General features: G+C 68.1%; 22 protein-coding genes and 3 tRNA genes. 4 read left to right on the forward strand and 21 right to left on the reverse strand.

All coding sequences use genetic code 11. The annotated features are described in order from the left end of the window. The 11 genes from K343_RS0101985 to hemN all read right to left on the reverse strand — a co-directional run bounded on the left by K343_RS0101985 (position 1) and on the right by hemN (position 9,400). A complete protein-coding gene (locus K343_RS0101985) occupies positions 1 to 342 on the reverse strand; it encodes a TraR/DksA family transcriptional regulator (protein WP_028006630.1) in 342 nt (113 codons plus the stop codon). Between the two features lie 59 nt (positions 343 to 401). Next, entirely contained in the window at positions 402 to 545 is a 144-nt protein-coding gene (ccoS, locus tag K343_RS23795) for a cbb3-type cytochrome oxidase assembly protein CcoS (protein WP_084615607.1), read from the reverse strand. Continuing rightward, on the reverse strand, positions 545 to 2,743 hold the full coding sequence (locus tag K343_RS20565) for a heavy metal translocating P-type ATPase (protein ID WP_051277853.1): 2,199 nt from the start codon (positions 2,741 to 2,743) through the stop codon (positions 545 to 547). Before K343_RS20565 ends, ccoS begins: the two co-directional genes overlap by 1 nt. A gap of 37 nt (positions 2,744 to 2,780) precedes the next feature. Further along, positions 2,781 to 2,963, reverse strand: coding sequence for a hypothetical protein (locus K343_RS0102000; protein ID WP_028006631.1), 183 nt, complete (start codon positions 2,961 to 2,963; stop codon positions 2,781 to 2,783). Between the two features lie 19 nt (positions 2,964 to 2,982). Continuing rightward, on the reverse strand, positions 2,983 to 4,485 hold the full coding sequence (gene ccoG / locus K343_RS0102005; protein ID WP_028006632.1) for a cytochrome c oxidase accessory protein CcoG: 1,503 nt from the start codon (positions 4,483 to 4,485) through the stop codon (positions 2,983 to 2,985). Beyond that, a complete protein-coding gene (locus tag K343_RS0102010; RefSeq protein ID WP_028006633.1) occupies positions 4,472 to 4,783 on the reverse strand; it encodes a hypothetical protein in 312 nt (103 codons plus the stop codon). The genes ccoG and K343_RS0102010 overlap by 14 nt, the downstream gene beginning before the upstream one ends. Continuing rightward, positions 4,780 to 5,670, reverse strand: a complete 891-nt coding sequence (ccoP, locus tag K343_RS0102015) for a cytochrome-c oxidase, cbb3-type subunit III (protein WP_028006634.1) — start codon at positions 5,668 to 5,670, stop codon at positions 4,780 to 4,782. Before ccoP ends, K343_RS0102010 begins: the two co-directional genes overlap by 4 nt. Beyond that, positions 5,667 to 5,852, reverse strand: coding sequence for a cbb3-type cytochrome oxidase subunit 3 (locus tag K343_RS20570; protein ID WP_043111855.1), 186 nt, complete (start codon positions 5,850 to 5,852; stop codon positions 5,667 to 5,669). Before K343_RS20570 ends, ccoP begins: the two co-directional genes overlap by 4 nt. After that, complete coding sequence (gene ccoO, locus K343_RS0102025; protein ID WP_028006635.1) at positions 5,849 to 6,484, reverse strand: cytochrome-c oxidase, cbb3-type subunit II; 636 nt, start codon at positions 6,482 to 6,484, stop codon at positions 5,849 to 5,851. The genes K343_RS20570 and ccoO overlap by 4 nt, the downstream gene beginning before the upstream one ends. Next, on the reverse strand, positions 6,481 to 7,914 hold the full coding sequence (gene ccoN, locus K343_RS0102030; protein WP_028006636.1) for a cytochrome-c oxidase, cbb3-type subunit I: 1,434 nt from the start codon (positions 7,912 to 7,914) through the stop codon (positions 6,481 to 6,483). Before ccoN ends, ccoO begins: the two co-directional genes overlap by 4 nt. Positions 7,915 to 8,011: 97 nt before the next feature. Next, positions 8,012 to 9,400, reverse strand: coding sequence for an oxygen-independent coproporphyrinogen III oxidase (gene hemN / locus K343_RS0102035; RefSeq protein WP_028006637.1), 1,389 nt, complete (start codon positions 9,398 to 9,400; stop codon positions 8,012 to 8,014). 160 nt (positions 9,401 to 9,560) lie between these two features. On the opposite strand from hemN, the gene K343_RS0102040 reads away from it, so the two are divergent. Beyond that, positions 9,561 to 10,166, forward strand: a complete 606-nt coding sequence (locus tag K343_RS0102040) for an OmpW/AlkL family protein (protein WP_028006638.1) — start codon at positions 9,561 to 9,563, stop codon at positions 10,164 to 10,166. Positions 10,167 to 10,421: 255 nt separating this feature from the next. Here the strand turns inward: K343_RS0102040 and K343_RS0102045 are convergent, their stop codons facing one another. Then, positions 10,422 to 12,572 carry a putative bifunctional diguanylate cyclase/phosphodiesterase gene (locus tag K343_RS0102045; protein WP_245585093.1) on the reverse strand — a complete coding sequence of 717 codons (2,151 nt, stop codon included), beginning with the start codon at positions 12,570 to 12,572 and terminating at the stop codon, positions 10,422 to 10,424. A gap of 307 nt (positions 12,573 to 12,879) precedes the next feature. On the opposite strand from K343_RS0102045, the gene K343_RS0102050 reads away from it, so the two are divergent. Further along, positions 12,880 to 13,284, forward strand: coding sequence for an SWIB/MDM2 domain-containing protein (locus K343_RS0102050; protein ID WP_028006640.1), 405 nt, complete (start codon positions 12,880 to 12,882; stop codon positions 13,282 to 13,284). 168 nt (positions 13,285 to 13,452) lie between these two features. On the opposite strand, the gene K343_RS0102055 is transcribed toward K343_RS0102050, so the two are convergent. From K343_RS0102055 to K343_RS24300, 9 genes are all read right to left on the reverse strand, one after another. Continuing rightward, positions 13,453 to 13,539 (reverse strand) — tRNA-Leu (locus tag K343_RS0102055). A 12-nt stretch (positions 13,540 to 13,551) separates the two neighbouring features. Beyond that, positions 13,552 to 13,625 (reverse strand) — tRNA-Cys (locus K343_RS0102060). 88 nt (positions 13,626 to 13,713) lie between these two features. Further along, positions 13,714 to 13,789 (reverse strand) — tRNA-Gly (locus tag K343_RS0102065). 82 nt (positions 13,790 to 13,871) lie between these two features. Then, positions 13,872 to 14,450 carry a CDP-diacylglycerol--glycerol-3-phosphate 3-phosphatidyltransferase gene (pgsA, locus tag K343_RS0102070; RefSeq protein ID WP_028006641.1) on the reverse strand — a complete coding sequence of 193 codons (579 nt, stop codon included), beginning with the start codon at positions 14,448 to 14,450 and terminating at the stop codon, positions 13,872 to 13,874. Between the two features lie 48 nt (positions 14,451 to 14,498). After that, positions 14,499 to 16,310: an excinuclease ABC subunit UvrC gene (gene uvrC, locus K343_RS0102075; protein WP_028006642.1), complete on the reverse strand. Its 1,812-nt coding sequence runs from the start codon at positions 16,308 to 16,310 to the stop codon at positions 14,499 to 14,501. A 50-nt stretch (positions 16,311 to 16,360) separates the two neighbouring features. Next, positions 16,361 to 17,017 (reverse strand): UvrY/SirA/GacA family response regulator transcription factor, encoded by a 657-nt coding sequence (uvrY, locus tag K343_RS0102080; RefSeq protein WP_028006643.1) that lies wholly within the window; start codon positions 17,015 to 17,017, stop codon positions 16,361 to 16,363. A gap of 127 nt (positions 17,018 to 17,144) precedes the next feature. Then, entirely contained in the window at positions 17,145 to 18,176 is a 1,032-nt protein-coding gene (locus tag K343_RS0102085) for an SRPBCC family protein (RefSeq protein ID WP_028006644.1), read from the reverse strand. A 542-nt stretch (positions 18,177 to 18,718) separates the two neighbouring features. After that, on the reverse strand, positions 18,719 to 20,026 hold the full coding sequence (gene aceA, locus K343_RS0102090) for an isocitrate lyase (protein ID WP_028006645.1): 1,308 nt from the start codon (positions 20,024 to 20,026) through the stop codon (positions 18,719 to 18,721). 158 nt (positions 20,027 to 20,184) lie between these two features. Continuing rightward, positions 20,185 to 20,547 (reverse strand): EF-hand domain-containing protein, encoded by a 363-nt coding sequence (locus K343_RS24300; protein WP_043111859.1) that lies wholly within the window; start codon positions 20,545 to 20,547, stop codon positions 20,185 to 20,187. 109 nt (positions 20,548 to 20,656) lie between these two features. On the opposite strand from K343_RS24300, the gene K343_RS20580 reads away from it, so the two are divergent. Together K343_RS20580 and K343_RS20585 are read left to right on the forward strand one after the other, a co-directional pair. After that, positions 20,657 to 21,376, forward strand: coding sequence for an ABC transporter ATP-binding protein (locus tag K343_RS20580; protein ID WP_043112007.1), 720 nt, complete (start codon positions 20,657 to 20,659; stop codon positions 21,374 to 21,376). A 2-nt stretch (positions 21,377 to 21,378) separates the two neighbouring features. After that, on the forward strand, positions 21,379 to 22,578 hold the full coding sequence (locus K343_RS20585; RefSeq protein ID WP_043111861.1) for an ABC transporter permease: 1,200 nt from the start codon (positions 21,379 to 21,381) through the stop codon (positions 22,576 to 22,578). Positions 22,579 to 22,580: the final 2 nt, after the last annotated feature.

A 22,580-nucleotide genomic window follows, 5' to 3' on the forward strand; every position in this document is an offset into this window, starting at 1 on the left:
TCAGCGCTCGTCCGCGCAGGCGCTGCAGCGTGTCGCCTCCGGCAACTTGCTGTGTCGTGCGGCACCGATCGGCTGGCCGCAGCGCTCGCATTCGTCCCACAGGCCGGCGTCGGCGCGGCTCAGGGCATGATCGATCTGGCGGATCGCGGTGCGCGTGCGATGCGCCAGCGCGTCGACCACCTCGTCGTTCTCGGTTTCGGCCGCTTGCTCGGCAAAATCCGCCGACAGCGGCGCGGCGACGCGCTGCTGGTCGTTCTCAAGCCGCTTCAGCTGCTCGGCGTACTGCTCGCGGCGGCGCTGCAGTCCGGCACGTACCTCGGGGGGCATGGTCCTGTTGGTCATCGAAAACTCCGTTTGTGCGGAGTATCGTCGCGAACACCCCCCTTTCGCCTTGATCTGCGTCAGCGCGGTTCGTCGTCCGGCATCCTCTCGGCGACGCTGTCGAGATCCTCGTACTGGCCGCTGCGGATCGCCCAGACCAGCAGGCCGCCGGCGGCCGCCATCAGCACGACCCCGAGCGGGATCAGCAGGAACAGGATTTGCATCAGTTCGTCTCCCCGCGCCGCGGCAGACGCAGCGCGTTCAGCACCACGATCAGCGACGACGCCGACATGCCGAGCGCCGCCATCCACGGCGCCAGCGCTCCGGCCATCGCCAGCGGCAGCACCGCGACGTTGTAGAGCAGCGCCCAGCCGATGTTCTGCTGCACGCGGCGGCGGATGTCGCGCGCCAGCGTCGGCGCCCCGGCCAGCGCCCGCAGCGATTCGTCGACCAGCAGCAGATCGGCGCGCGCCTGGGCGAGCGCGGCCCCCTGCGGCATCGCGCAGGCGACGTCGGCGCCGGCCAGCAGCGGCGCGTCGTTGATGCCGTCACCGACGGCCATCACCACCCGGCCCTGCGCCTGCAGCTGGCGGACATGCTCCAGCTTGTCCTCGGGGCGCATGCGGGCGTGGACTTCGGTGATGCCGACGAGACGCGCCAGGGCCTGCGCCGGCGCCTCGGCGTCGCCGGTCAGCAGGCGCACGTCGATGCCTTGCCGGCGCAGCGCGGCGACCGCGGCGGCGGCTTCCGGGCGCGGCGGCGCCTGCAGCGCGAAGCGCGCCAGCGTCTGCTGCTCGTCGCGCAGCGCCAGCAGTGTCGCCGCCGCCTCGCCGGCGCCGGCCGACAGGCCGTCGGCGGCGCCGATCCAGTAGCGGCGGCCCTCGACCAGACCGGCGACGCCGCGGCCCGGCGCGCTGCGCACTTCGCGTGCCGGCAGATTCTGCTCGTAGCGGCGGAACGCCTGCGCGAGCGGATGGGTCAGCTCGCGCTCCAGCGCCGCGGCGATCGCCAAGCAGCGCTCGGCGGTTTCCGTACCGAGCACTTCGACGTGTTCGACGACCGGCTGCGAACGCGTCAGCGTACCGGTCTTGTCGAACACCACGGTATCGACATCGGCGAGGCGGCCGAGGCTGCGCGGCCGCGCGACCAGCACGCCGCGCCGCGCCAGCTGGCCGCTGCCGGCGGCGAAGGCCAGCGGGCCGGCCAGCGACAGCGCGCACGGACAGCTCGCCACCAGCACCGCCAGCGCTGCCGACAGCGCATGCTCATGGTCGTGCGACCACCAGGCCCAGGCGGTGCCGGCGGCGAGCATCAGAATCAGCAGCGAGAATACGCCGGCGAAACGGTCGAGCACCTGCTGGAACGGCGGACGCTCGCGCTCGGCACGCTGCAGCACCGCGGTGATCTGCGCCAGCCAGGTCTGGCTGCCGAGCGCCTCGGCCCGCAGACGCAGCGGCGCGGCGCCGACATTGACGCTGCCGGCGAGCAGGCGTTCGTTGCGGCGGTGCAGAACCGGCTTGGCCTCGCCGCTGAGCAGGGCCTCGTCGAGCTCGGCCGCCAGATCGAGCAGCGCGCCGTCGACCGGCACCGCCTCCCCGGGCGCAACCTTGAGCACATCGCCGAGCACGACCTGCGCCAGCGGCACGGTCTGCTCGCCGCTCTCGCCGACCCGCGTCGCCGTCAGCTTGCGCATGCCGACCAGCCGGCGCAGGTGGCCGGCCGCCCTGGCGCGGGAGCGGCCTTCGAGAAAGCGGGCGCCGGACAGCAGCATCACGAACATCGTCGCCGAGTCGAAGTACAGCTCGCCACTGCCCGCCAGCACGCGCCAGGCCGAAACCAGGTAAGCGACGACGATCGACACCGCGATCGGCACATCCATGTCGACGCGGCGTGCGCGCAAGGCCCGCGCCGCGCCGGCCAGGAACGGCCAGCCGCCGTAAATCACGCACGGCGTCGCGAACAGCCACTGCGTCCAGCGCAGCAATTGCAGCACCGACGGATCGATGCCGGCCGCATCGCTGCCGTAGGTCGGCCAGGCCAGCATCATCACCTGCATCGAGCACAGCACGGCGACGCCGATGCGGGCCAGCTGCTCGCGCGCACCGCGGCGGTCGCCGTTGATCCGTACGTCCTGGGCCAGGACGCGCGGCGTATAGCCCTCGCCGTCAAGCAGCGCCAGGATCGACGACAGCGGCTCGATCTCCGGCGCGAAGCGGAACTGCACCGTGCGCCCGGCCAGATTGACCTGCACCTGGCTGGCATGCGGCGCGAGCAGACGCTCGACGCGCGCGACGCAGGCGCCGCAATGCATGCCGTCCAGGCCGAGCAGCACCTCGCGCTGACCGGCGCCGGCCGGTGCGCTGATGCTGTCGCGCATCTCGGGACGGTCATAAACCTGCCACTGCAGGGCGCTCGCGCTCATGCGGAAGATTCCGGTGACTTCGGGTTGCGGTCGTCGTTCAGCGCGGATTGACGATCGGCCCGTGCGTTTCGGGCAGCGGCGTGAAGCCGCCCTCGAAAGCCAGCGTCATCGTCACCGCCCCGGCGATCAGCACCGCCGCCGGCAGCAGGAACAGCAACGCGAATTCGAGACCGTAGTGCGAGCCGCGGCGCGGCGTGGTGACGGCGTTGGGCGTGTCCATCGCGATACCTCTTTTCATTTCAGTGGTGACGGGATTCCCCGCCCTCGTGTTCCTCGGCGTCCTCGTCGTGATCGCGGCCGTCGGAGAGGAAGGTGGCGACGCGTTCGCGCCGCGACTGCTTGGCGTCGTCGGCGGTGACGACGAAATGCAGCTTGGCGACCGTCGGGTGCGCGCCGTGCGCCCGCGCCGTGACCGTCGCCGAGACGTGCTCGCCCGGCGCGGCGCTCAGGCTGTCAGGCTCCAGCTCGACGTCGCCGCCGTCGTCGAAACGCGCCAGCACGCTGTAGTGGCGCGTATGCGTGTCCTTGTTCGAGATCTTCACCGCGTAGACGTTCTCGATGCGGCCGTCGACCAGCTCGCGGTACAGCTGCTTGCGATCGCGCACGACGTCGAGATCGAACGGGCTGCGTGTGAAGATCAGCCAGGCGGTCGCCGCCAGCACCGCCATCCAGACCAGTCCGTACCCGATCATGCGGCCGCGGAAGATATGGAAGCCGCCGCCGGTATCGTGGCGGGCACTGCTGTAGCGGATCAGGTTGCGCGGCTTGCCGACCTGATCCATGACCTCGTTGCAGGCGTCGATGCAGGCCGCGCAGGCGATGCACTCGTACTGCAGGCCGTTGCGGATATCGATGCCGACCGGACAGGCCTGCACGCACATCGAGCAGTCGATGCAATCGCCCTGCTTGAGCGGCGCGAGCTCCACCTCGTTCTCGGAACGCTCGCCGGCGAGCACCGCGGCCGCGGTCGGCGCGCGCTGCTGCATCAGCTTCTTGAAGATGCCCTTGCGCGGCTCGCCGCGTTTCTCATCGTAGGCGATGATCAGCGTGTCGCGATCGAACATCGCGCTCTGGAAGCGGGCGTACGGGCACATGTACTTGCAGACCTGCTCGCGCAGGAAGCCGGCGTTGCCCCAGGTCGCAAAGCCGTAGAACAGCACCCAGAACAGCGACCAGCCGCCGAGCGTGAAATGCGCGGCATCGGCGAACAGCTCGCGTGCGGGCACGAAATACGCGACGAAGCTCAGGCCGGTGTAGAGCCCGAACAGCGCCCAGGCCAGATGCTTGGCCCCCTTGCGCAGAATCTTCTGCGCATGCCACGGCCCGCGGTCGAGCTTCATGCGCGCATGGCGGTCGCCCTCGATCGCGCGCTCGATCCACAGGAAGGCCTCGGTCCACACCGTCTGCGGGCAGGCATAGCCGCACCACAGGCGGCCGGCCAGTGTAGTGAAGAAGAACAGCGTCAGCGCCGCCGCCAGCAACAGCGCCGACAACAGGTAGAAGTCCTGCGGCACGATGGTCAGGCCGAAGACGTGAAAGCGCCGCGCCGGCAGGTCGAACAGCACCAGCGGCGTCTCGCCGATACGGACCCACGGCAGCCCGTAGAACAGGCCGAGCAACACCAGCACCGTGGCGACGCGCAGACGCGCGAACAGGCCGCGCACGTCGCGCGGATAGACCTTGCCCGACGACTGGTACATCAGGACCGGCTGTTCCTTCACCTGCTGCTCACCGTGTGCCACGTTGATCCCCCCGCTCGACCGGCGTCGCCAGTACCGCGGCGATCAGTGCCGGGACCACCGCCAGCAGCCACAGCACTGCAAAGCCGATCGCCACGCGCGCCGGCGTCTTCAGCGGCAGCCAGCCCTCGGCCGGCAGCAGCAGCAGCGTGATCAGCGACACGCTGGCGCCGAGGAACGACGCCCACAGCACCGCGCTGATCTGCTGGAATTCGCGCCGGCCGCCGAGCGCCCGGCGACGGGCACCGGCGACGATCGCCGGTGCCTCGTCTTCCGCGTGGAGATCGGGCTCGTCGTTCACGGCTTGGCGTCCGTCTGCGACAGGCTGTAGACGTAGGCGGCGACCACGCGAATCTCGTCCGGCGTGAGAATCTTCTCGTGCGCCGGCATCTGGCTGTGGCGGCCGAACAGGATCGTCTCGCGGATGCGCTCGCGCGTGCCGCCGTGCAGCCAGATGTCGTCGGTCAGGTTCGGCGCGCCGAGCAGAGGGTTGCCGTGGCCGTCGGGACCGTGACAGGCCGCGCAGGTGATCGCGAACTGCTTCTGGGCACGCTCGCGCACCGCCGGATCGAGCTTCGGGTCGTTCCAATGGCTGACGTAGCGCACCAGCGCATCGACCGTCGCCGCATCGATTGCACCGTTGAACGGCGGCATCGTGCCGCCGCGGCCGTTGGTGATCGACGCCACGATCGCTTCGGGCGTGCCGCCGTACAGCCAGTCCTTGTCGGACAGGTTCGGGAAGCCCAGCGCACCGTGCGCGTCGGCGCCGTGGCAGCCGGCACAGTTGTTGAGGAACACGCCGCGGCCCAGCGCCACCGCCTTCTGATCAGCGGCCAGCGCCGCCACGTCGAGATCGTGGAACGCGGCGAACTGCCGGTCGCGCTGCGCGTGGTAGGCGTCGAGATCCCCCTGCATCTGCTTCTGCGAGGACCAGCCGAGCCGGCCGGCGAAGTTGCCGAGACCCGGATAGAAGATCAGGTACGCGGCGCCGAAGATGACCGTGATCAGGAACAGGTTCAGCCACCAGCGCGGCAAGGGATTGTTGTACTCGCGCAGGTCGTCGTCCCAGACGTGGCCGGTATCGGCCGAGCCCTGCTTGCCGCGCGCGTTGGCGAGCAGCAGCCACAGCGCGCCGACCATCATGGCCACCGTGATGCCGATGACCACCCAGTGCCAGAATCCGCTCATGACCGACCTCCGTTCTGCCGGCCGCGGCAGCAGTGGCTCGATTCGACGCCGAGCGGCACGTCATCCTTGAGCGGCAGTTCCGCCGCCTCTTCGAAACGGGCGCGGTTGTGCGCCGAGTAAGCCCAGGCGGTAATGCCGAGGAAGGCCAGCAATAGCGTGGCAGTGACCAGACCGCTGATCATGAGGCGTCTCCGGTGGACGCAGGCGCGGCGGCCGGGGCGACCGGCGCGCGCAGCGACTGCAGGAAGGCGATGAGGGCGTCGAGCTTGGTCTTGCCGGCGACCGCTTCCGGCGCCGAGGCGATGTCAGCCTCGCTGAACGGCACGCCGACGCGCGACAGCGCGCGCATCTCGGCCTGCACGTCCTCGGCGTCGAGCGCCTGCTCGGCGAGCCACGGGTAGCCGGGCATGTTCGACTCCGGCACGACGTCGCGCGGGTTCAGCAGATGGATGCGGTGCCAGTCGTCGGAGTAGCGACCGCCGACGCGCGAAAGGTCCGGGCCGGTGCGCTTGCTGCCCCACTGGAACGGATGGTCCCAGATCGACTCGGAGGCCTGGCCGGCCGGGCCGTAACGCAGCACTTCCTCGGCCAGCGAGCGCACCATCTGCGAGTGGCAGTTGTAGCAGCCTTCGCGAATGTAGACGTCGCGGCCCGCGACTTCGAGCGGCGTGCGCGTCTTCATGCCCGGCGCCGGCTGCATCTTCGCCTGCTCGGCCATCAGCGGCACGATCTCGACGAAGCCGCCGAAGCTGATCGCGACGGCCGTCAGTATGGCCAGCCAGCCGACGCTCTTCTCAATCTTTTCGTGGTTCATGCGCGGGCCTCCGCCGCCGCAACGGCCTGGGGTTCAGAAGCGGGACCGATGGTCTTCCAGACATTCCAGACCATCACCAACATGCCGGTCAGATAGATCGCGCCGCCGGCCAGGCGCATCGCGTAGAACGGATAGGTGGCCTTGAGGCTTTCGATGAAGCTGTAGGTCAGCGAACCGTCAGCTTCGGTGGCGCGCCACATCAGGCCTTGCATGACGCCGGCGATCCACATCGCGACGATGTAGAGCACGGTGCCGATCGTCGCCAGCCAGAAATGCAGGTTGATGGCCGGCACGCTGTACATCGCCGGCTTGTTCCAGAGCTTGGGAATCAGCGCGTAGATCGAACCGAAAGTGATCATCGCGACCCAGCCGAGCGCACCGGAGTGCACGTGGCCGATCGTCCAGTCGGTGTAGTGCGACAGCGCGTTGACCGTCTTGATCGACATCATCGGACCTTCGAAGGTCGACATGCCGTAGAACGACAGCGAGACGATCAGGAACTTGAGGATCGGATCGTCGCGCAGCTTATGCCAGGCGCCCGACAGCGTCATGATGCCGTTGATCATGCCGCCCCAGGACGGCGCCAGCAGGATCAGCGAGAACACCATGCCCAGCGACTGCGCCCAGTCCGGCAGCGCCGTGTACATCAGGTGATGCGGGCCGGCCCACATGTAGACGCTGATCAGCGCCCAGAAGTGCACGACCGAGAGCCGGTAGCTGTAGATCGGCCGGCCGGCCTGCTTCGGCACGAAGTAGTACATCATGCCGAGGAAGCCGGCAGTCAGGAAGAATCCGACCGCGTTGTGGCCATACCACCACTGCACCATCGCGTCGACCGCACCGCCGTAGAGCGAGTAGGACTTGGTCAGCGAGATCGGAATGGCGGCGCTGTTGACGATATGCAGCACCGCGACGGCGATGATGAACGAGCCGTAGAACCAGTTGGCAACGTAGATGTGGCTGACGGTGCGCTTGGCGATCGTGCCGAAGAAGACCACCGCATACGCGACCCAGACGACCGCGATGAGCAGATCGATCGGCCATTCGAGCTCGGCGTATTCCTTGCCCTGTGTCATGCCCAGCGGCAGCGTGATGGCCGCAGCCAGAATCACCACCTGCCAGCCCCAGAACGTGAACGCGGCGAGCTTGGGCAGGAACAGCGGCGCGCGGCAGGTCCGCTGCACGACCCAGTACGAGGTCGCGAACAAACCCGAGCCACCGAACGCGAAGATCACCGCGTTGGTGTGCAGGGGGCGCAGGTGGCTGTAGGTCAGCCAGGGGACATCCATGTTCAGCGCCGGCCACAGCAGTTCGGCGGCGATGAACACGCCGACCGTCATGCCGACCAGGCCCCAGACCACGGTCATGATGCTGAATTGCCGCACGACTCTGTCGTGGTAGTGCGGTACGGCGACATCGCTTGTGCTCATCGGAAGGCTCTCGGACTCGCGGGTGTTTGCGGCAGGGAGTGTCGGAGCGGACCTCGACTGCGGCATTGACCGCCGTCAAGTCGCTCCGGCACCGGAATCAAATCGCGGCCGAATGTCGCGCCGCCGGCATGGCCGGGGCGTAACGATCGAACACGCGGGCGATATTGCGGACCAGCGGACGGCCGCGCGGCGTGACGAGCAGGCGCTCGCCGTCGATTCGGACCAGACCGTCGTCGGCAAGCGCGCGCAGCGCATCGCGCGCAGCGTGGAAATGGCTCCAGAAGGTGACGCCGTGGCGGGCGCCGAGCGCAGCGCCATCGACTTCGCCGGCGCACATGATCCGGTCGATCACATCGCGTCGCAGCAGATCCTCGGCATCCAGGCGCAGCCCGCGCCGCACCGGCAGCTGGCCGGCATCGACGCACTGCAGATAGTCGTCGAGCCGCTTGGCGTTCTGCGCATAGCAATCGGCGATGCGGCTGATCGCGCTCATGCCGATGCCGATCAGTTCGGCGCCGGCGTGCGTCGAATAGCCCTGGAAATTGCGATGCAGGCTGCCCTGCTCCAGCGCCTGCGCCAGATCGTCGCCCGGCCGCGCGAAGTGATCCATGCCGATGCGCCGATAACCGGCGGCGGTGAACGCCTCGACCGCCGTGCGCAGCAGTTCGAGGCGCGTGCCCGCGTCCGGCAGCTCGTCGCGATGGATCTGCCGCTGCGCCGGGAACATCTGCGGCATGTGCGCGTAGGCGTAGACCGCAATGCGGTCGGGCTGCAGCCCGGCGACCTGAGCGAGCGTCTTCTCGAACGAAGCCGGCGTCTGTCGCGGCAGGCCATAGATCAGGTCGATCGCGATCGAACGGATGCCGGCGGCGCGCGCCGCCTCGACGGCCGCCGCGGTCAGCGCCAGCGGCTGCTCGCGATTGATCGCCTGCTGCACCGCCGGATCGAGATCCTGTACGCCGAAGCTGACGCGGTTGAAGCCGAGCTCGGCGAGCGCGCGCAGGCGACCGGCGTCGACGGTGCGCGGATCGATCTCCAGCGAATACTCACGCTCGGCGTCCGCGACGAAGCCGAACTGGCGTTCGAGCGAGGACATCAGGTGCGCGAACTGGCGTTCGTCGAACTCGGTCGGCGTGCCGCCGCCGAAATGCAGCTGGCGTATGCCGCGACCCTGCCCGTCCCACAGCGCGCCCCACAGGCGGATTTCGTCGGCGAGACGATCGGCGTAGCGCTCGACCACTTCGCGCTGGCGATTGATGACGCGCGTGCACGCGCAATAGAAGCAGGGACTGGTGCAGAACGGCACGTGCAGGTAGATCGACGGCGCCGAGCCCGGCGGTACGCGTTCGATCGCCGCACGCAGCGCGTCGATGCCGAAGCCTTCGTCGAACTGCAGCGCGGTCGGATAGGAGGTATAGCGCGGCACCGAACCGCCGTAGCGGCGGATCAGGTCGGCATCGAAATCGGTATTGTCGCGAGAAGCCATGGCGTGCACCGAGAAGGGGGCGGCGCGATTCTGGGAAGCGGGGCATGCGTCCGCCTTGATCCGGATCAGGGTTTGGCCGCAGCACCGATGATCCGCGTCAATGTTGGGTTTTCGCCGTGCGCCGACACTGCGCTCCGTATTCACCCACCGGAGCATCACGATGAAAAAGACCCTCCTCCCGATCGCTGCAGGCCTCGCTGTGCTTTCGTACTCGGCGCTGGCGCCGGCGTACGAGAGTGGTGACTGGGTCGCACGCGTCGGCACGCATTACATCGATCCGAAGAGCGACAACAACGACACCGTGGACGTCAAGGGCGCGCTCGGCCTGACCGGCAGCGTTTCGTACTTCATTGCCCCGCAGTTCGCCGCCGAATTGCTGCTGGCGGCACCGTACAAGCACGACATCGAACTCAAGGACGGCACCGAGGTCGGCAGCACGCGCCACCTGCCGCCGACGCTGTCGCTCGTGTGGTATCCGCAGCTCGACCAGACCTGGCATCCGTTCATCGGCGCCGGCCTGAACTACACGACCTTCTTCGACGAGAAGACCAAGGGTCCGCTGGCCGGCACCAAGCTCAAGCTCGATGACTCGTTCGGCATCGCCGCGGTCGTCGGCCTGCAGGTCGATTTCACGCCGCAGTGGAGCGTCGTCGTCGACGCCCGCTACTTCGACATCGACACCAAGGCCAAGGTCGACGGCACGTCGGTCGGCACGGTCGAAATCGATCCGTTCGGCTACGGCGTCAGCGTCGGCTATCGCTTCTAAGGGGGACGGCGCGGGCGGCCATGACATCGGTCAATGCGCCGCCCGCACCTTTAGAACAAGATTTTCCAACCGAGCACCCACGGCGCCCAGGCCGCAAGACGGCCTCCGAGATCCAGCATCCGGGCCTGCCGTAGCGTGATCGAACCGAGCCCTCCTCTGGCTGGCGTACCGATGGCGGACGCCGGCCATCTTTTTTTGTGCGGCCTTCTCCGGCGGCGAATCTGCCGGACCGTCGGCGCGCAGCGCCAGCGGAACCTACCGGCGGTCTTCGATGCAGTGAATCGTCGCGGCCAGTTCGTCGAGCGGCACGGCCGGCGAATACAGAAAGCCCTGACCTTCCTGGCAGCCCAGCTCGCGCAACACCTGTGCCTGCTCCTCGGTCTCGATCCCTTCCGCGACGACGTCGACGCTCATGTGTCGACCCATGGCGATGATCGCCGCGGTGACCGCCGCGTGCCGCACGCCGGCCGCCATCTCGTGCACGAACATGCGATCGATCTTCAAGCGGTCGAGCGGAAAGCGGGTGACCTGCGCCAGGCTCGAATAGCCGGTGCCGAAATCGTCGATCGCCACGCGCACGCCGAGTTCGTGCAGATCCATGATGGCATGCGCGATGTCGTCGTCGACGAACGCGCTTTCGGTGATTTCGAGTTCCAGGCGCTCCGGATCGAAGTTGTTGTCGGCCAGCGCGTCGCTGACGATCTCGACCATGTTCGACTCGCGCAGCTGGCGCGGCGAGAGGTTGATGCTCAGGCGCAGCCCCGGCACGCGACCGAGATCGAGCTGGCTGATTTCGCGACAGGCGGTGCGCAGCACCCATTCACCGATCGGTGCGATCAGGCCGGTCTGTTCGGCGACCGGGATGAAATGCGCCGGCGAAGTCGTAATGCCGTTCATGCACGGCCAGCGCAGCAGCGCTTCGACGCCGGTGACCCGACCCGAGCGCAGATCGACCTGCGGCTGATAGGCGACGCAGAATTCGTTGCGGCCCATCGCCTGCCGCATGGCGTGCTCGATGCGCCAGCGTTCGCTGGCGGCGTCGGCCATCTTGTGGCTGAACGGCATGAAGCGTCCGCGCCCGGCCTCCTTGGCCGCGTACATCGCGGTGTCGGCATTTTTGATCAGATCGTCGACGGTGAGCGCGTCGTCCGGATACAGGCAGATGCCGATGCTCGGTGAAATCTCGACCGTGTGCCCGTCGAGCTGCAGCGGCTTGCACAGCTCGCGCACGATCTTGCGCGCGACGAGCTGCGCGATGATCGGACGCCGCATGCCGGCGAGCACGACGACGAACTCGTCGCCGCCCATGCGCGCCACCATGTCGTTGATGCGCACACAGCTGCGCAGGCGCGTCGCCACCAGGCCGAGCAGCTTGTCGCCCATGTAATGCCCGAGCGAATCGTTGACGCGCTTGAAGTTGTCGAGGTCGATCAGCAGCACGCCGACCTGGCCGCCCTCGCGCTCGACGGCGCCGATCGCGGCGGCGAGGCGTTCATGCAGCACCAGACGGTTCGGCAGGCCGGTCAGCGCGTCCTGCTCGGCGATGATGCGCATGTGCTCTTCATAGCGCTTGCGCTCGCTGAGGTCGTAGAGGATGGCGATGTAGCCGAACAGCATGCCGCTGCGATTGCGCAGCCCGGAGATCGCCAGGTGGATCGGCACGCGCGTACCGTCGGAGCAGCGCCAGACGTATTCGCGCATCTCGCCGTTGCCGAACGGGATCTCGCCGCGCCGGCCACGCGCGTGGCCCGGCTCGGCGTTCTCGTCCAGCTCGATGAGCTGGATCGCCGAATCCGGCTGGTCGCGCACGACGATCGGCAGGCGATGCCCGAGCAGCTCGGCCTTGCGCAGGCGCAGCACCCGCTCGGCCGACGGACTGAATTCGAGGACGCGGCCGTCGATGTCGGTGGCGATGATCGGGAACGCCGCCGAGTCGATGATCGACTGCGCCAGCGCCGACGCTTCCTCGGCCCGCCGCCGTTCCGCATGACGCTCGCTGGCGTCGAAAATCGAGGCCAGCACCATGACTTCGCTGCCGGAGCGCAGGACGTCGAGCCCGACCTCGATCGGCAAACGACTGCCATCCTTGCGCACGCCGAACAGTTCGCGACCGGCGCCCATCTCGCGGGTGCCGGGGCTGCGCATGAAGCGCGCGCGGTCGGTCGCGTGCGCGGCACGCTTGTCCTCCGGCACCAGCCTGTCGATCGACAGGCCGCGAAGCTCGGCCGCGTCATAGCCGAACAGGCGCGCGGCGCGATGGTTGGCGAGTTCGATACCACCATCTGCATTGACCAGCATCACCGCGTTCGGCATGCCGTCGAGCACCGCGCCCAGCCATCCGGCACTGCGCGCCGCCGCGATATCCCGGGAGCGTTCCGCCGCAGAGGAGTGTTCGTCGTTCGACATGCTGAGGCCCGGAAAACGGTGCTACCGGTTGATGATCGCGCACGACGCGACGTTTCGTATCGGGGCAGTAGAGGTGAAGCGCGGCACTACGCCCATGATCTGCATCAAGCCGCCGGGCTTGCCTCGGCGACCAGAACCCGCGCCCACAGCTTAACGCGCTGCCCCGCCCGTCTGCGGCTGTCAACTCGGGCCGCTGCCACCGCCTGTCGGCAAAGCCTTCGTGACACGCCGATTCCAATAGCGTTGCAGATGCACTTCTCCTACGATAGCCAGGCCCGTATCGGGTTTTCATCGAGGAGAGTGTTGGATGGCGACTGCGAAGAAGAAGTCTGCGGCGAAGAAGGCCCCGGCCAAGAAGGTCGTGAAGAAGGCGGCGGCGAAGAAGGCCCCGGCCAAGAAGGTGGTGAAGAAGGTGGCGGCGAAGAAGGCCCCGGCCAAGAAGGCGGTGAAGAAGGCCAAGCGCAAGCCGAGCGCCGCCCTCATGAAGCCGATGACGCCGAGCCCGATGCTCGCCGAGATCGTCGGCGCCAAGCCGCAGCCGCGCGGCCAGATCACCAAGAACCTCTGGGCTTACATCAAGAAGAACGGCCTGCAGGACAAGGTCAACAAGCGGCAGATCAACGCCGACGAGAAGCTGAAGAAGATCTTCGGCGGCAAGTCCAGCGTCAGCATGTTCGAGATGACCGCCCTGGTCAGCAAGCACATCAGCTGAGGCCACTCAGGCAGGAAGCCGCGACGCAGGCATCGGGCTTGTGTCGCGCTCCCGGCCGTCATCCGAGGGCGGGAGGCTCTCCTGCCCCGGTTTTGCGGGATATGCCTGCCCGCGCAGGCATCTGGATGCCGACGTTGTCGGCAGGGTGATTCGTCGGCGGCGCAGAGCTGGTGCCCGAGGCCGGACTCGAACCGGCATGACCGCGAGGCCGGGGGATTTTAAGTCCCCTGCGTCTACCGATTTCGCCACTCGGGCAAAGAATTAAAGTGGAGGCTAGGGTCGGAATTGAACCGGCGTACGCGGATTTGCAGTCCGCTGCATGACCACTCTGCCACCTAGCCCCATGGTCGTGAAGGGCCGAGATTGTAACGGCCCAGCGACTCGACTAACAAAAAACCCCGTGGTCTGCACCGCCGGGGTTATTCGATTTGGAGCGGGAAACGAGGCTCGAACTCGCGACCTCAACCTTGGCAAGGTTGCGCTCTACCAACTGAGCTATTCCCGCATCGAGGACGCGTATTTTAGAGACCGGACGACCTAAGTCAAGCATTTTATTAGGTCATTTTTTCGTCAATTGATGCGAAGGGCTATTCGCCGCTCTCCCGCATCATCGGCCAGGCGGCGCGCAGGTAGATCACCATGCTCCAGATCGTCAGTGCGGCGGCCACGAACAGCAGCCAGTAGCCGAGCTCGTACCAGGCGATGCCGAAGGTGCGCGTCTGCCAGATCATCATGCCGATCGCGGTCATCTGCACCGCGGTCTTCCACTTGCCAACCCAGCTGACCGCGACACTGGTGCGCGCGCCGAGCTCCGCCATCCACTCGCGCAGCGCCGAGATCGTGATCTCGCGGCCGATGATGATGGCGACCAGCACGCCGAGCAGATCGGCGGGACTGTTCTGCACGTAGGCGTCGCGCAGCAGCATCACCAGGCAGACGGCGACCAGCAGCTTGTCGGCGACCGGATCGAGGAAGGCGCCGAACTTGGTGGTCTGCTTCCAGCGTCGGGCCAGATAGCCGTCGAGCCAGTCGGTGATCGCGGCGGCGGCGTAGAGCACGGTGGCGACCTGCCGGGCGTGCGCCCACGGGACATAGAACAGGCCCAGCACGACCGGGATCACGGCGACGCGCAGCATCGTCAGGACCAGAGGCAGATTGAGACGCACCGTTTGCTTCCTTCGCCGCGGCAGGCAAGTCAGCCGCGATAGTAACGATCAGTGGAAGTGAGCGTAAACCCGCTCGGCCAGCGTGCGCGACACGCCGTCGACGCGCGCCAGATCGTCGACCGACGCGCGCTTGAGCTGGGCGAGTCCGCCGAAGGCCTTCAGCAGCGCGCGCCGCCGCGCCGGGCCGAGGCCTTCGATCGCCTCCAGCCCGGAGCTGACGCGCGCCTTGTCGCGACGGCCGCGATGGCCGGTGATCGCGAAGCGATGCGCCTCGTCGCGGATGCGCTGGATCAGGTGCAGCGCCGGCGAGTCCGGCGGCAGCGTCAGGCCGTGCTCGCGCTCGGGCAGGAGCAGTTCCTCCAGGCCCGGCCGCCGGGTCGGTCCCTTGGCGATCGCCACCACGCGCTGATCGCCGATCTCCAGCTCGTCGAGCGCTTCGAGCGCGGCATTGAGCTGGCCCTGGCCGCCGTCGATGAACAGCACGTCCGGCGCCTGCCCCTCGCCGTTCTTGAGCCGCGCGAAGCGGCGCTGCACGGCCTGCTTGATCGCCGCGTAATCGTCGCCGGGCGTGACGCCGTCGATGTTGAACTTGCGGTAGGCGCTCTTCAGCGGCCCTTCCTCGTTGAATACCACGCAGGACGCCACCGCCTTCTCGCCCATGGTGTGCGAGATGTCGAAGCACTCCAGGCGACGCGGCGGCGCGTCGAGTTCGAGCGCGCGCTGCAGCTCGATCAGACGCTGATCCATGCTCGCCGCCTCGACGAGACGCGTCGACAGCGCCTGCGCAGCGGTATTCAGCGCCATCTCCAGCAGGCGACGCTTGGTGCCGCGCTGCGGCTGGCCGATCGAAACCTTGCGTCCGGCCCGCCGCCCGAGCACTTCTTCGAGCAGTTCCTGCTCGTCGACCGCATGGCTGACGAGGATTTCCGGAGGCGCCGGCTGTTCGAGGTAGTGCTGGCTGATGAAGCTCTCGAGCAGTTCCCCCGGCGGCGTATGCGCGGCGTGGCGCGGGAAATGACTGCGATGGCCGAGGTTGACGCCATCGCGCACGCTCATCACCACCACGCAGCTCGACGACGCATGCTCGGCGACGACGACCAGATCGAGATCATCGGCGCCGCCGCTGATGACGCGGCTTTCGCGCACGCGCTTGAGGGCGGCGATCTGATCGCGCAGGCGTGCCGCCAGTTCGAAATCGAGTCGGTCGGCAGCGTTCTGCATGCCGACCGCGAGTTCGCCGGCCAGCTCGTCGGCCTTGCCTTCGAGCAGGCGCTCGGCCTTGTGCAGTTCGCCGGCGTAATCGGCCTCGCCGATCAGGCCGACGCAGGGCGCCGAGCAGCGCTTGATCTGGTGCTGCAGGCACGGCCGGTCGCGGTGCGCGAAGAAGCTGTCGCGGCAGGGGCGCAGCTGGAACAGCTTCTGCAGCGTGTTGAGCGTCTCGCGCACGGCGCTGGCCGACGGGAACGGGCCGAAATAGCGGTCGTGCCCGGTCTTGGCGCCGCGGTAATAGCTGATCCGCGGATAGCGATGCGCCGAGAAGCGCACGTACGGATAGCTCTTGTCGTCGCGGTACATGACGTTGTACCGCGGCCCGAACTCCTTGATGAGGTTGGCTTCGAGCAGCAGCGCCTCGTCCTCGGTCCGCGTCACCGTGACCTCGACGCGGCGGATCTGCGACACCATGGACTCGATGCGCGGATTGCCGCTGGCGCGCAGGAAATAGGTGCCGACGCGCTTCTTGAGGTTGCGCGCCTTGCCGACGTACAGCAGCTCGTCGCCGGCGCCGAACATGCGGTACACGCCGGGCTGCGTCGTCAGCTGCTGGAGGAAACTGCGGTGGTCGAAACGATCGTTGGACATGAAAACGGCGCCCTCGGGCGCCGTCATGGTACTGGAGCGCCGCGCCCGGTTTAAGCGGAGGGCTCCGCCTTGTCCTCGAGCAAGCCATAACGCATCGCCATGCGCGTCAGCTCGACGTCGTTGGAGACGTTGAGCTTCTCGAACAGCCGGTAGCGATAGGTGCTGACGGTCTTCGGCGACAAATGCAGGCGATCCGAGATCTCCTGCGTCGAATAGCCCTTGGTCACCATCAGCATGACCTGGGTCTCGCGCTGCGAGAGCTGGTCGAACGGCGACGCCCCGCCCGGCCCCTTGACCAGGCTGGCGGCGAGGTTGCCGGCGACGTCGGCGGCCACGTAGTGCCCGCCGCTGTGCACACGGCGGATCGCGGCGACCACTTCCTCGGCCGCCGAGTCCTTGCTGATGTAGCCGGCGGCGCCGGCCGCCAGCATGCGGCTCGGATACGGCTCCTCAAGATGCATCGACACCACGATTACCTTGATCGCGGCATTGCGCTGGATCATGCGCCGGGTCGCTTCGAGGCCGCCGATGCCCGGCATGTTGATATCCATGAGCACCACGTCCGGCGCCTGATTGCGCACCAGCTCGAGGGCCTCCTCCCCGCTGCTCGCCTCGGCGATCACCTCCATGTCGGCGGTTTCCTGCAGCACTCGGCGCAGGCCCGCTCGCACCAGACGGTGATCGTCGACCAGCATGATTCGAATCATCATCCCCTCCCAGAATGACATCCATGATAGAACGAATCGGACAACTCTCAACCTGAATGCCGCACAAGCCTCGCGGCAAAAACGGAAGGCCCGCAGCGCGGGCCGGCATCGCGACCGCAGGGGCGGCCTACTGCACCGGCCAGACGATCTCCATCTGGCGCCGTTCGGCCGCCGTCGACGCCGGATCGCTCAGATAGCGCTCCCAGGCATCGCCGTGATCGGCGAGCCCGGCGGCCTGCTTGAATGCCTGCAGCGCCGCATAGGCCGGGCCGATCCGGTCGTACGCTCCGACGACGCGCTGCCGCAGCGCCGGGCCGGCGTAGCCCTGCACGAATCGGACCATTTCGTCGCCCGCCGCGGCCGGCGCGGCGGCGACCGGCAACGCCGCGTCGAAGCGCCAGTCGCGCGTCGCTTCATCGAAGCGACGGGTGATCGCCAGCGGCGGACCGACGACCTCGATCTGCTTTGCCGCCAGCGCGGCACGCAGGCGCGCATAGGCGGCGGCCAGCGCCGCCCGCACCGCCTCGTCGCTCGAACCCCGAACCTCGCCCGAAACCAGCGCCAGCGTCTGCGCCGGCACCTCGACCAGCGCAATCGTCGCCAGCGGATCGGCGCCGACGTCGGGCAGTGCGTCGACCATCGTCCTGATCCGCTGCAGGCCCTGCTCGTAATCGGCGCCGACCCAGTCGTCGAGCTTCAGCGCCAGATAGCGGCCGAACAGGTCACCGTTGAGGTGGCTGTCGTAGCTCCAGGTGATACGGGCGCCGTCGCCGTCCGGCGCGATCGTCAGCGTCGACTCGCTGTCACTGCCAAAGCCCCCGAACACCAGCCGGCTGCGGATCTCGCGGTACGGCACCGCGGCGACGATGTCCTGGCTGCCGTGACCGACACTCGGGTGCTCGCTGCTCCAGCTGAGTTTGGCGCCGACGCCCCAGAGCGGCCCTTCGGCTGTGTACTGCGTGTTCGGATCGAGACCGGCCCATGGCGACCATTGCTGGAAGCGCCTGAAACTGTTCAGCGCCACGTAGGCCGTCGCGGGGCGGGCACGCACGGCGATCGAGCGCTCCAGATGCACGGTATCGGGTAGCGCCAGACCGATCGCGACGACGGCGATCACGGCGGCGAGCGTCGCCAGCACCAGGAACTTGAGCAGCCGCATGTATCCCTCCTAGGGCCTGTCGACGCCGATAGCGTCGCTGTCGTGACGCCCGGCGAGCCGCCAGGCTCCGGGTCCCCGGCCAAGAAAAAGGCGCGGGCCGCGCACCCGGGCGATACCCAGGCAGCGGCCTGCCGCGCCGCGCGGCGGTTCGCCAGACGGCGCCTCGAAGGAACCGGCTCCCCTCAATTGATTTTGCCGCATCGCAGGCCGTTCGCTTCGCGAACGGCCTGGTCGCTCGTGTACATCCAGTGCATGTCGCTTCTTGTTCCTTGCGCTGCGGCAAAACGGACTCGGCCGCAGCGACGCCATTCGCGCTAACAGGCCTCGGGTGCGTCGCCGGCGGTGACGGCGCGCAGATGCTACCACCGGCGCCGCGACGCACCGTCGACCGTCCGCGTGCGAAATCTCCGCTTCGTATCGTTCGTGTCGGCCGGAAACAGAAAGGGCCGCACGAGGCGGCCCTTTCCGGGTTTCAGCACGAACACTGACAGCGTCAGGGTTTCACACGTTCGGCGTGGGATTCCTCGACGCCGCCCGCTTCGTCAGTGAAACTGCTCTTCTTCCGTCGAGCCGGTCAGCGCCTTGACGCTCGACGAGCCGCCCTGGATGACGGTGGTCACGTCGTCGAAGTAGCCGGCGCCGACTTCCTGCTGGTGCGACACGAAGGTGTAGCCCTGCTCGCGCGCCTTGAACTCCGGCTCCTGCACCATCTCGGTGTAGTGCCGCATGCCTTCGCCACGCGCGTAGTTGTACGCGAACTGGAAGGTGTTGTACCAGTTGATGTGGATGCCGGCCAGCGTGATGAACTGGAACTTGTAGCCCAGCGCCGACAGCTCGTCCTGGAACTTGGCGATGGTCTTCTCGTCGAGGTTCTTCTTCCAGTTGAACGACGGCGAGCAGTTGTACGACAGCAGCTTGCCCGGGTTCTTGGCGAGCACGGCCTGCGCGAATTCGCGCGCGAAGCCGAGGTCCGGCGTGCCGGTTTCGCACCACACCAGGTCGGCGTACGGCGCGTAGGCGACGCCGCGCGAGATGGCCTGCTCAAGGCCGTTCTTGACGCGGTAGAAGCCTTCCTGCGTACGCTCGCCGGTGAGGAACGGCTTGTCGTTCGGATCGTGGTCCGAGGTCAGCAGGTTGGCCGCTTCGGCGTCGGTGCGGGCCAGAACGATCGTCGGCACGCCCATGACGTCGGCCGCGAAGCGCGCGGCGACCAGCTTCTCGATCGCTTCCTGCGTCGGCACCAGCACCTTGCCGCCCATGTGGCCGCACTTCTTGACGGCCGCGAGCTGGTCTTCGAAGTGCACGCCCGAGGCACCGGCGGCGATCATGTTCTTCATCAGCTCGAAGGCGTTCAGCACGCCGCCGAAACCGGCTTCGGCGTCCGCCACGATCGGCAGGAAGTAGTCGACGAAGTCCTTGTCGCCAGGGCCGACGCCCTTGCCCCACTGGATCTCGTCGGCGCGCTTGAAGGTGTTGTTGATGCGACGGACCATCGTCGGCACGGAGTCATACGCGTACAGCGACTGGTCCGGGTACATCGTTTCCGAGGTGTTGCCGTCGGCGGCGACCTGCCAGCCCGACAGATACACGGCCTCGAGGCCGGCCTTGGCCTGCTGCATCGCCTGACCGGCGGTGATCGCGCCGAAGGCGTTGACGTAGCCCTTCTTGGCTTCGCCGTTGATCGCCTTCCAGAGCTTCTCGGCGCCACGCTTGGCCAGCGTGTAGTCGATCTGCAGCGAGCCGCGCAGGCGGACGACGTCGGCGGCCGAGTAGGCACGCTTCACGGTCTTCCAGCGGGGGTTGTTCGCCCAGTCCTGCTCAAGGGCTTTGATCTGCTCTTCGCGCGTCATTTGCAACATTCCTCACGGGGTGAAAGAAACGGATTCCGTAAGCCCTGTACGGACTCCCGACGGAGGTTTCAGTCACGGCGTCGGTGAGCGCGGCGGACCTATTGGGGGCCGGGATTATAGCGATCAGGTTTTGGCATTGCATATCCGCCGGATCAGCATCACGGTGTCTGGCCGGCCACTGCATTTCCCACTGTCGCGGAATCGAGACGCTCGCGATCGAGCGCCTGCAGTTCTTCCGGGCTCAGGCGGCCGTCGCCGTCGCGGTCGATCGCGTCGAAGCGCTGCAGCAGCACCCGCGGCAGTCCGGAGCCCGCCAGTTCCTCGCGCGACAGGCCGCGGTCGCCGTCGCGGTCGGCGGCGCGGAACTGCGCCTCGCGCTTGCGGGCCAGCTGCTCACGCCGCGCCTCCAGGGCCTGGCGGCGCGGCGCGTCGGCGCCCGGGGCCGGCTCGCCCGCCTGCGACGAGCCGCACGCCAGCGCGGCAGCGAGAACTGGCAAAATGAACGGCAGACGTCGGCACATCGTGATCAGACCGGCGAACGAAAACGAACTGAATTGTCCGATGCCGCCCGCCGCGCCGCCAGCGCCGCCGGCGGCCTGTCGCCCGGACCCCAGCGCCGAACCTTCGAACGTGATCCACGCCCGTGGCCTGACCAAGCTGTACCGCGGCGCCGAACAGCCGGCGCTGGCCGGCATCGACTTCGACGTCGCCGCCGGCAGCGTATTCGGCCTGCTCGGCCCGAACGGCGCCGGCAAGACCACGCTGATGTCGCTGCTGACCGGCATCCAGCGCGCGGACGCCGGACGGCTGACGGTCGCCGGCGCCGAGCTGCCGGCGCAGATCGACGCGCTGCGCCCGCTGCTCGGCTTCGCGCCGCAGGAGCTGGCCTTCTATCCGGCGCTGAGCGTCGACGAGAACCTGCGGCTGTTCGCGAAGCTGACACCCGGCGCCGATGCCGCCAGCCGCGCGGCGGCGATCGCCACCGCCGACCTCGGCGCACACCTGCGCAGGCGCGCCGAGACGCTGTCGGGCGGCCTGAAGCGGCGCCTGAACTTCGCGATCGCCCTGCTCGGCCGGCCGCGCCTGCTGCTGCTCGACGAGCCGACCGCCGGCGTCGACCCGCAGTCGCGCAACTTCCTGCTCGAGCGCATCGCCGCGCTGCGCGCCAGCGGCGTGACCGTCCTCTACAGCTCGCATTACCTGGAGGAGATCGAGCGCATCTGCGACGCCGCGCTGCTGCTCGACCGCGGCCGCGTCGTCATGCACGGCGACATCGCCACGCTGCGCGGCGCGCACGCGCGCATCGAGGACGCCTTCCTGCAGCTCACCGAACGGACGCTGCGCGACTGACGATGAACGCCCTGCTCGCCCTGTCGCTGAAGGAACTGCGTCTGCTGGCGCGCGACTGGCACGGCCTCGCCGTGCTGTTCGCCGTGCCGGTGCTGTTCATCCTGCTGCTGTCGCTGGCACTGCGCGATGCCTTCGATCCGGCCGCCAGCGCGCGTCTGCGCCTGCAGCTCGTCGACCAGGATCGCGGCGCGCTGGCGCGCCAGTTCGCCGCCGAGCTGAAGGCACTGCCCGGCGTCGAGTTCGACGCGCAGGCGCCGGTGCGCGTCACCGTACTGCCCGGCTTCTCCGAACTGCTGGCGACGCGCGCCGACCTCGCCGCCGAACTGATCGCCGGCCAGGCCGAACCGGCCCTGCTGCAGATCGACTACGCCGCCAGCACGCTGCCGCAGACGCGCGGACTCGCCGCCCTGAACGTGCGCGGCGCGCTGCTGCAGGTGCAGAGCGATTACCTGTTCCGCGAGGTGCTCGGCTACCCCGAAGCGCGCCGCGCCGAGCTACGCTTCCTCGGCGATCCGCGGCGGCTGCCGATCACCGAGGCCTTCCGCGACGGCGCCGGCCGCACGGTGGCGGCGCCGACCGCCGTGCAGCAGAACGTGCCGGGCTGGCTGATCTTCGCGATGTTCTTCGCGGTGATTCCGCTGGCCACCAGCTTCGTCGTCGAGCGCAGCCAGGGCAGCCTGCTGCGCCTGCGCGTGCTCGGCGTTCCGGCCGGCACGCTGCTGCTGTCCAAGGCGCTGCCGTACTACTGCGTCAATCTGCTGCAAATGCTGGTAATGCTGGCCGTCGGCATCTGGCTGGTGCCGGCGCTCGGCGGCGACCGTCTCGATCCCGGCCACAGCGCGCTCGGCCTGTGGCTGCTCGGCAGCGCGACCAGCCTCGCCGCGATCGGCCTGGCGCTGTGCGTCGCGGTCACCGTGCGCACGACTCTGCAGGCGACGATCGCCGGCGGCGCGATCAGCCTGCTGCTCGCCGCGCTCGGCGGCGTGATGGTGCCCAAGCTGGTGATGCCGCCGGCGATGCAGACCCTGACCCAGCTGTCGCCGATGGCCTGGAGCCTCGATGGCTTCTCGCGCCTGCTCGTCGCCGGCGGCGGCGTGCACGACATCCTGCCGGCCGGCGGCGCGCTGCTGGCCTTCGCCGCGGCGACGCTCGCGCTCGCCGCGCTGCTCTACCGCCACACCGTGCAATCCCACCCTGGTTGATC

The organism is Solimonas flava DSM 18980 (assembly GCF_000426685.1).
Lineage (GTDB): Bacteria > Pseudomonadota > Gammaproteobacteria > Nevskiales > Nevskiaceae > Solimonas > Solimonas flava.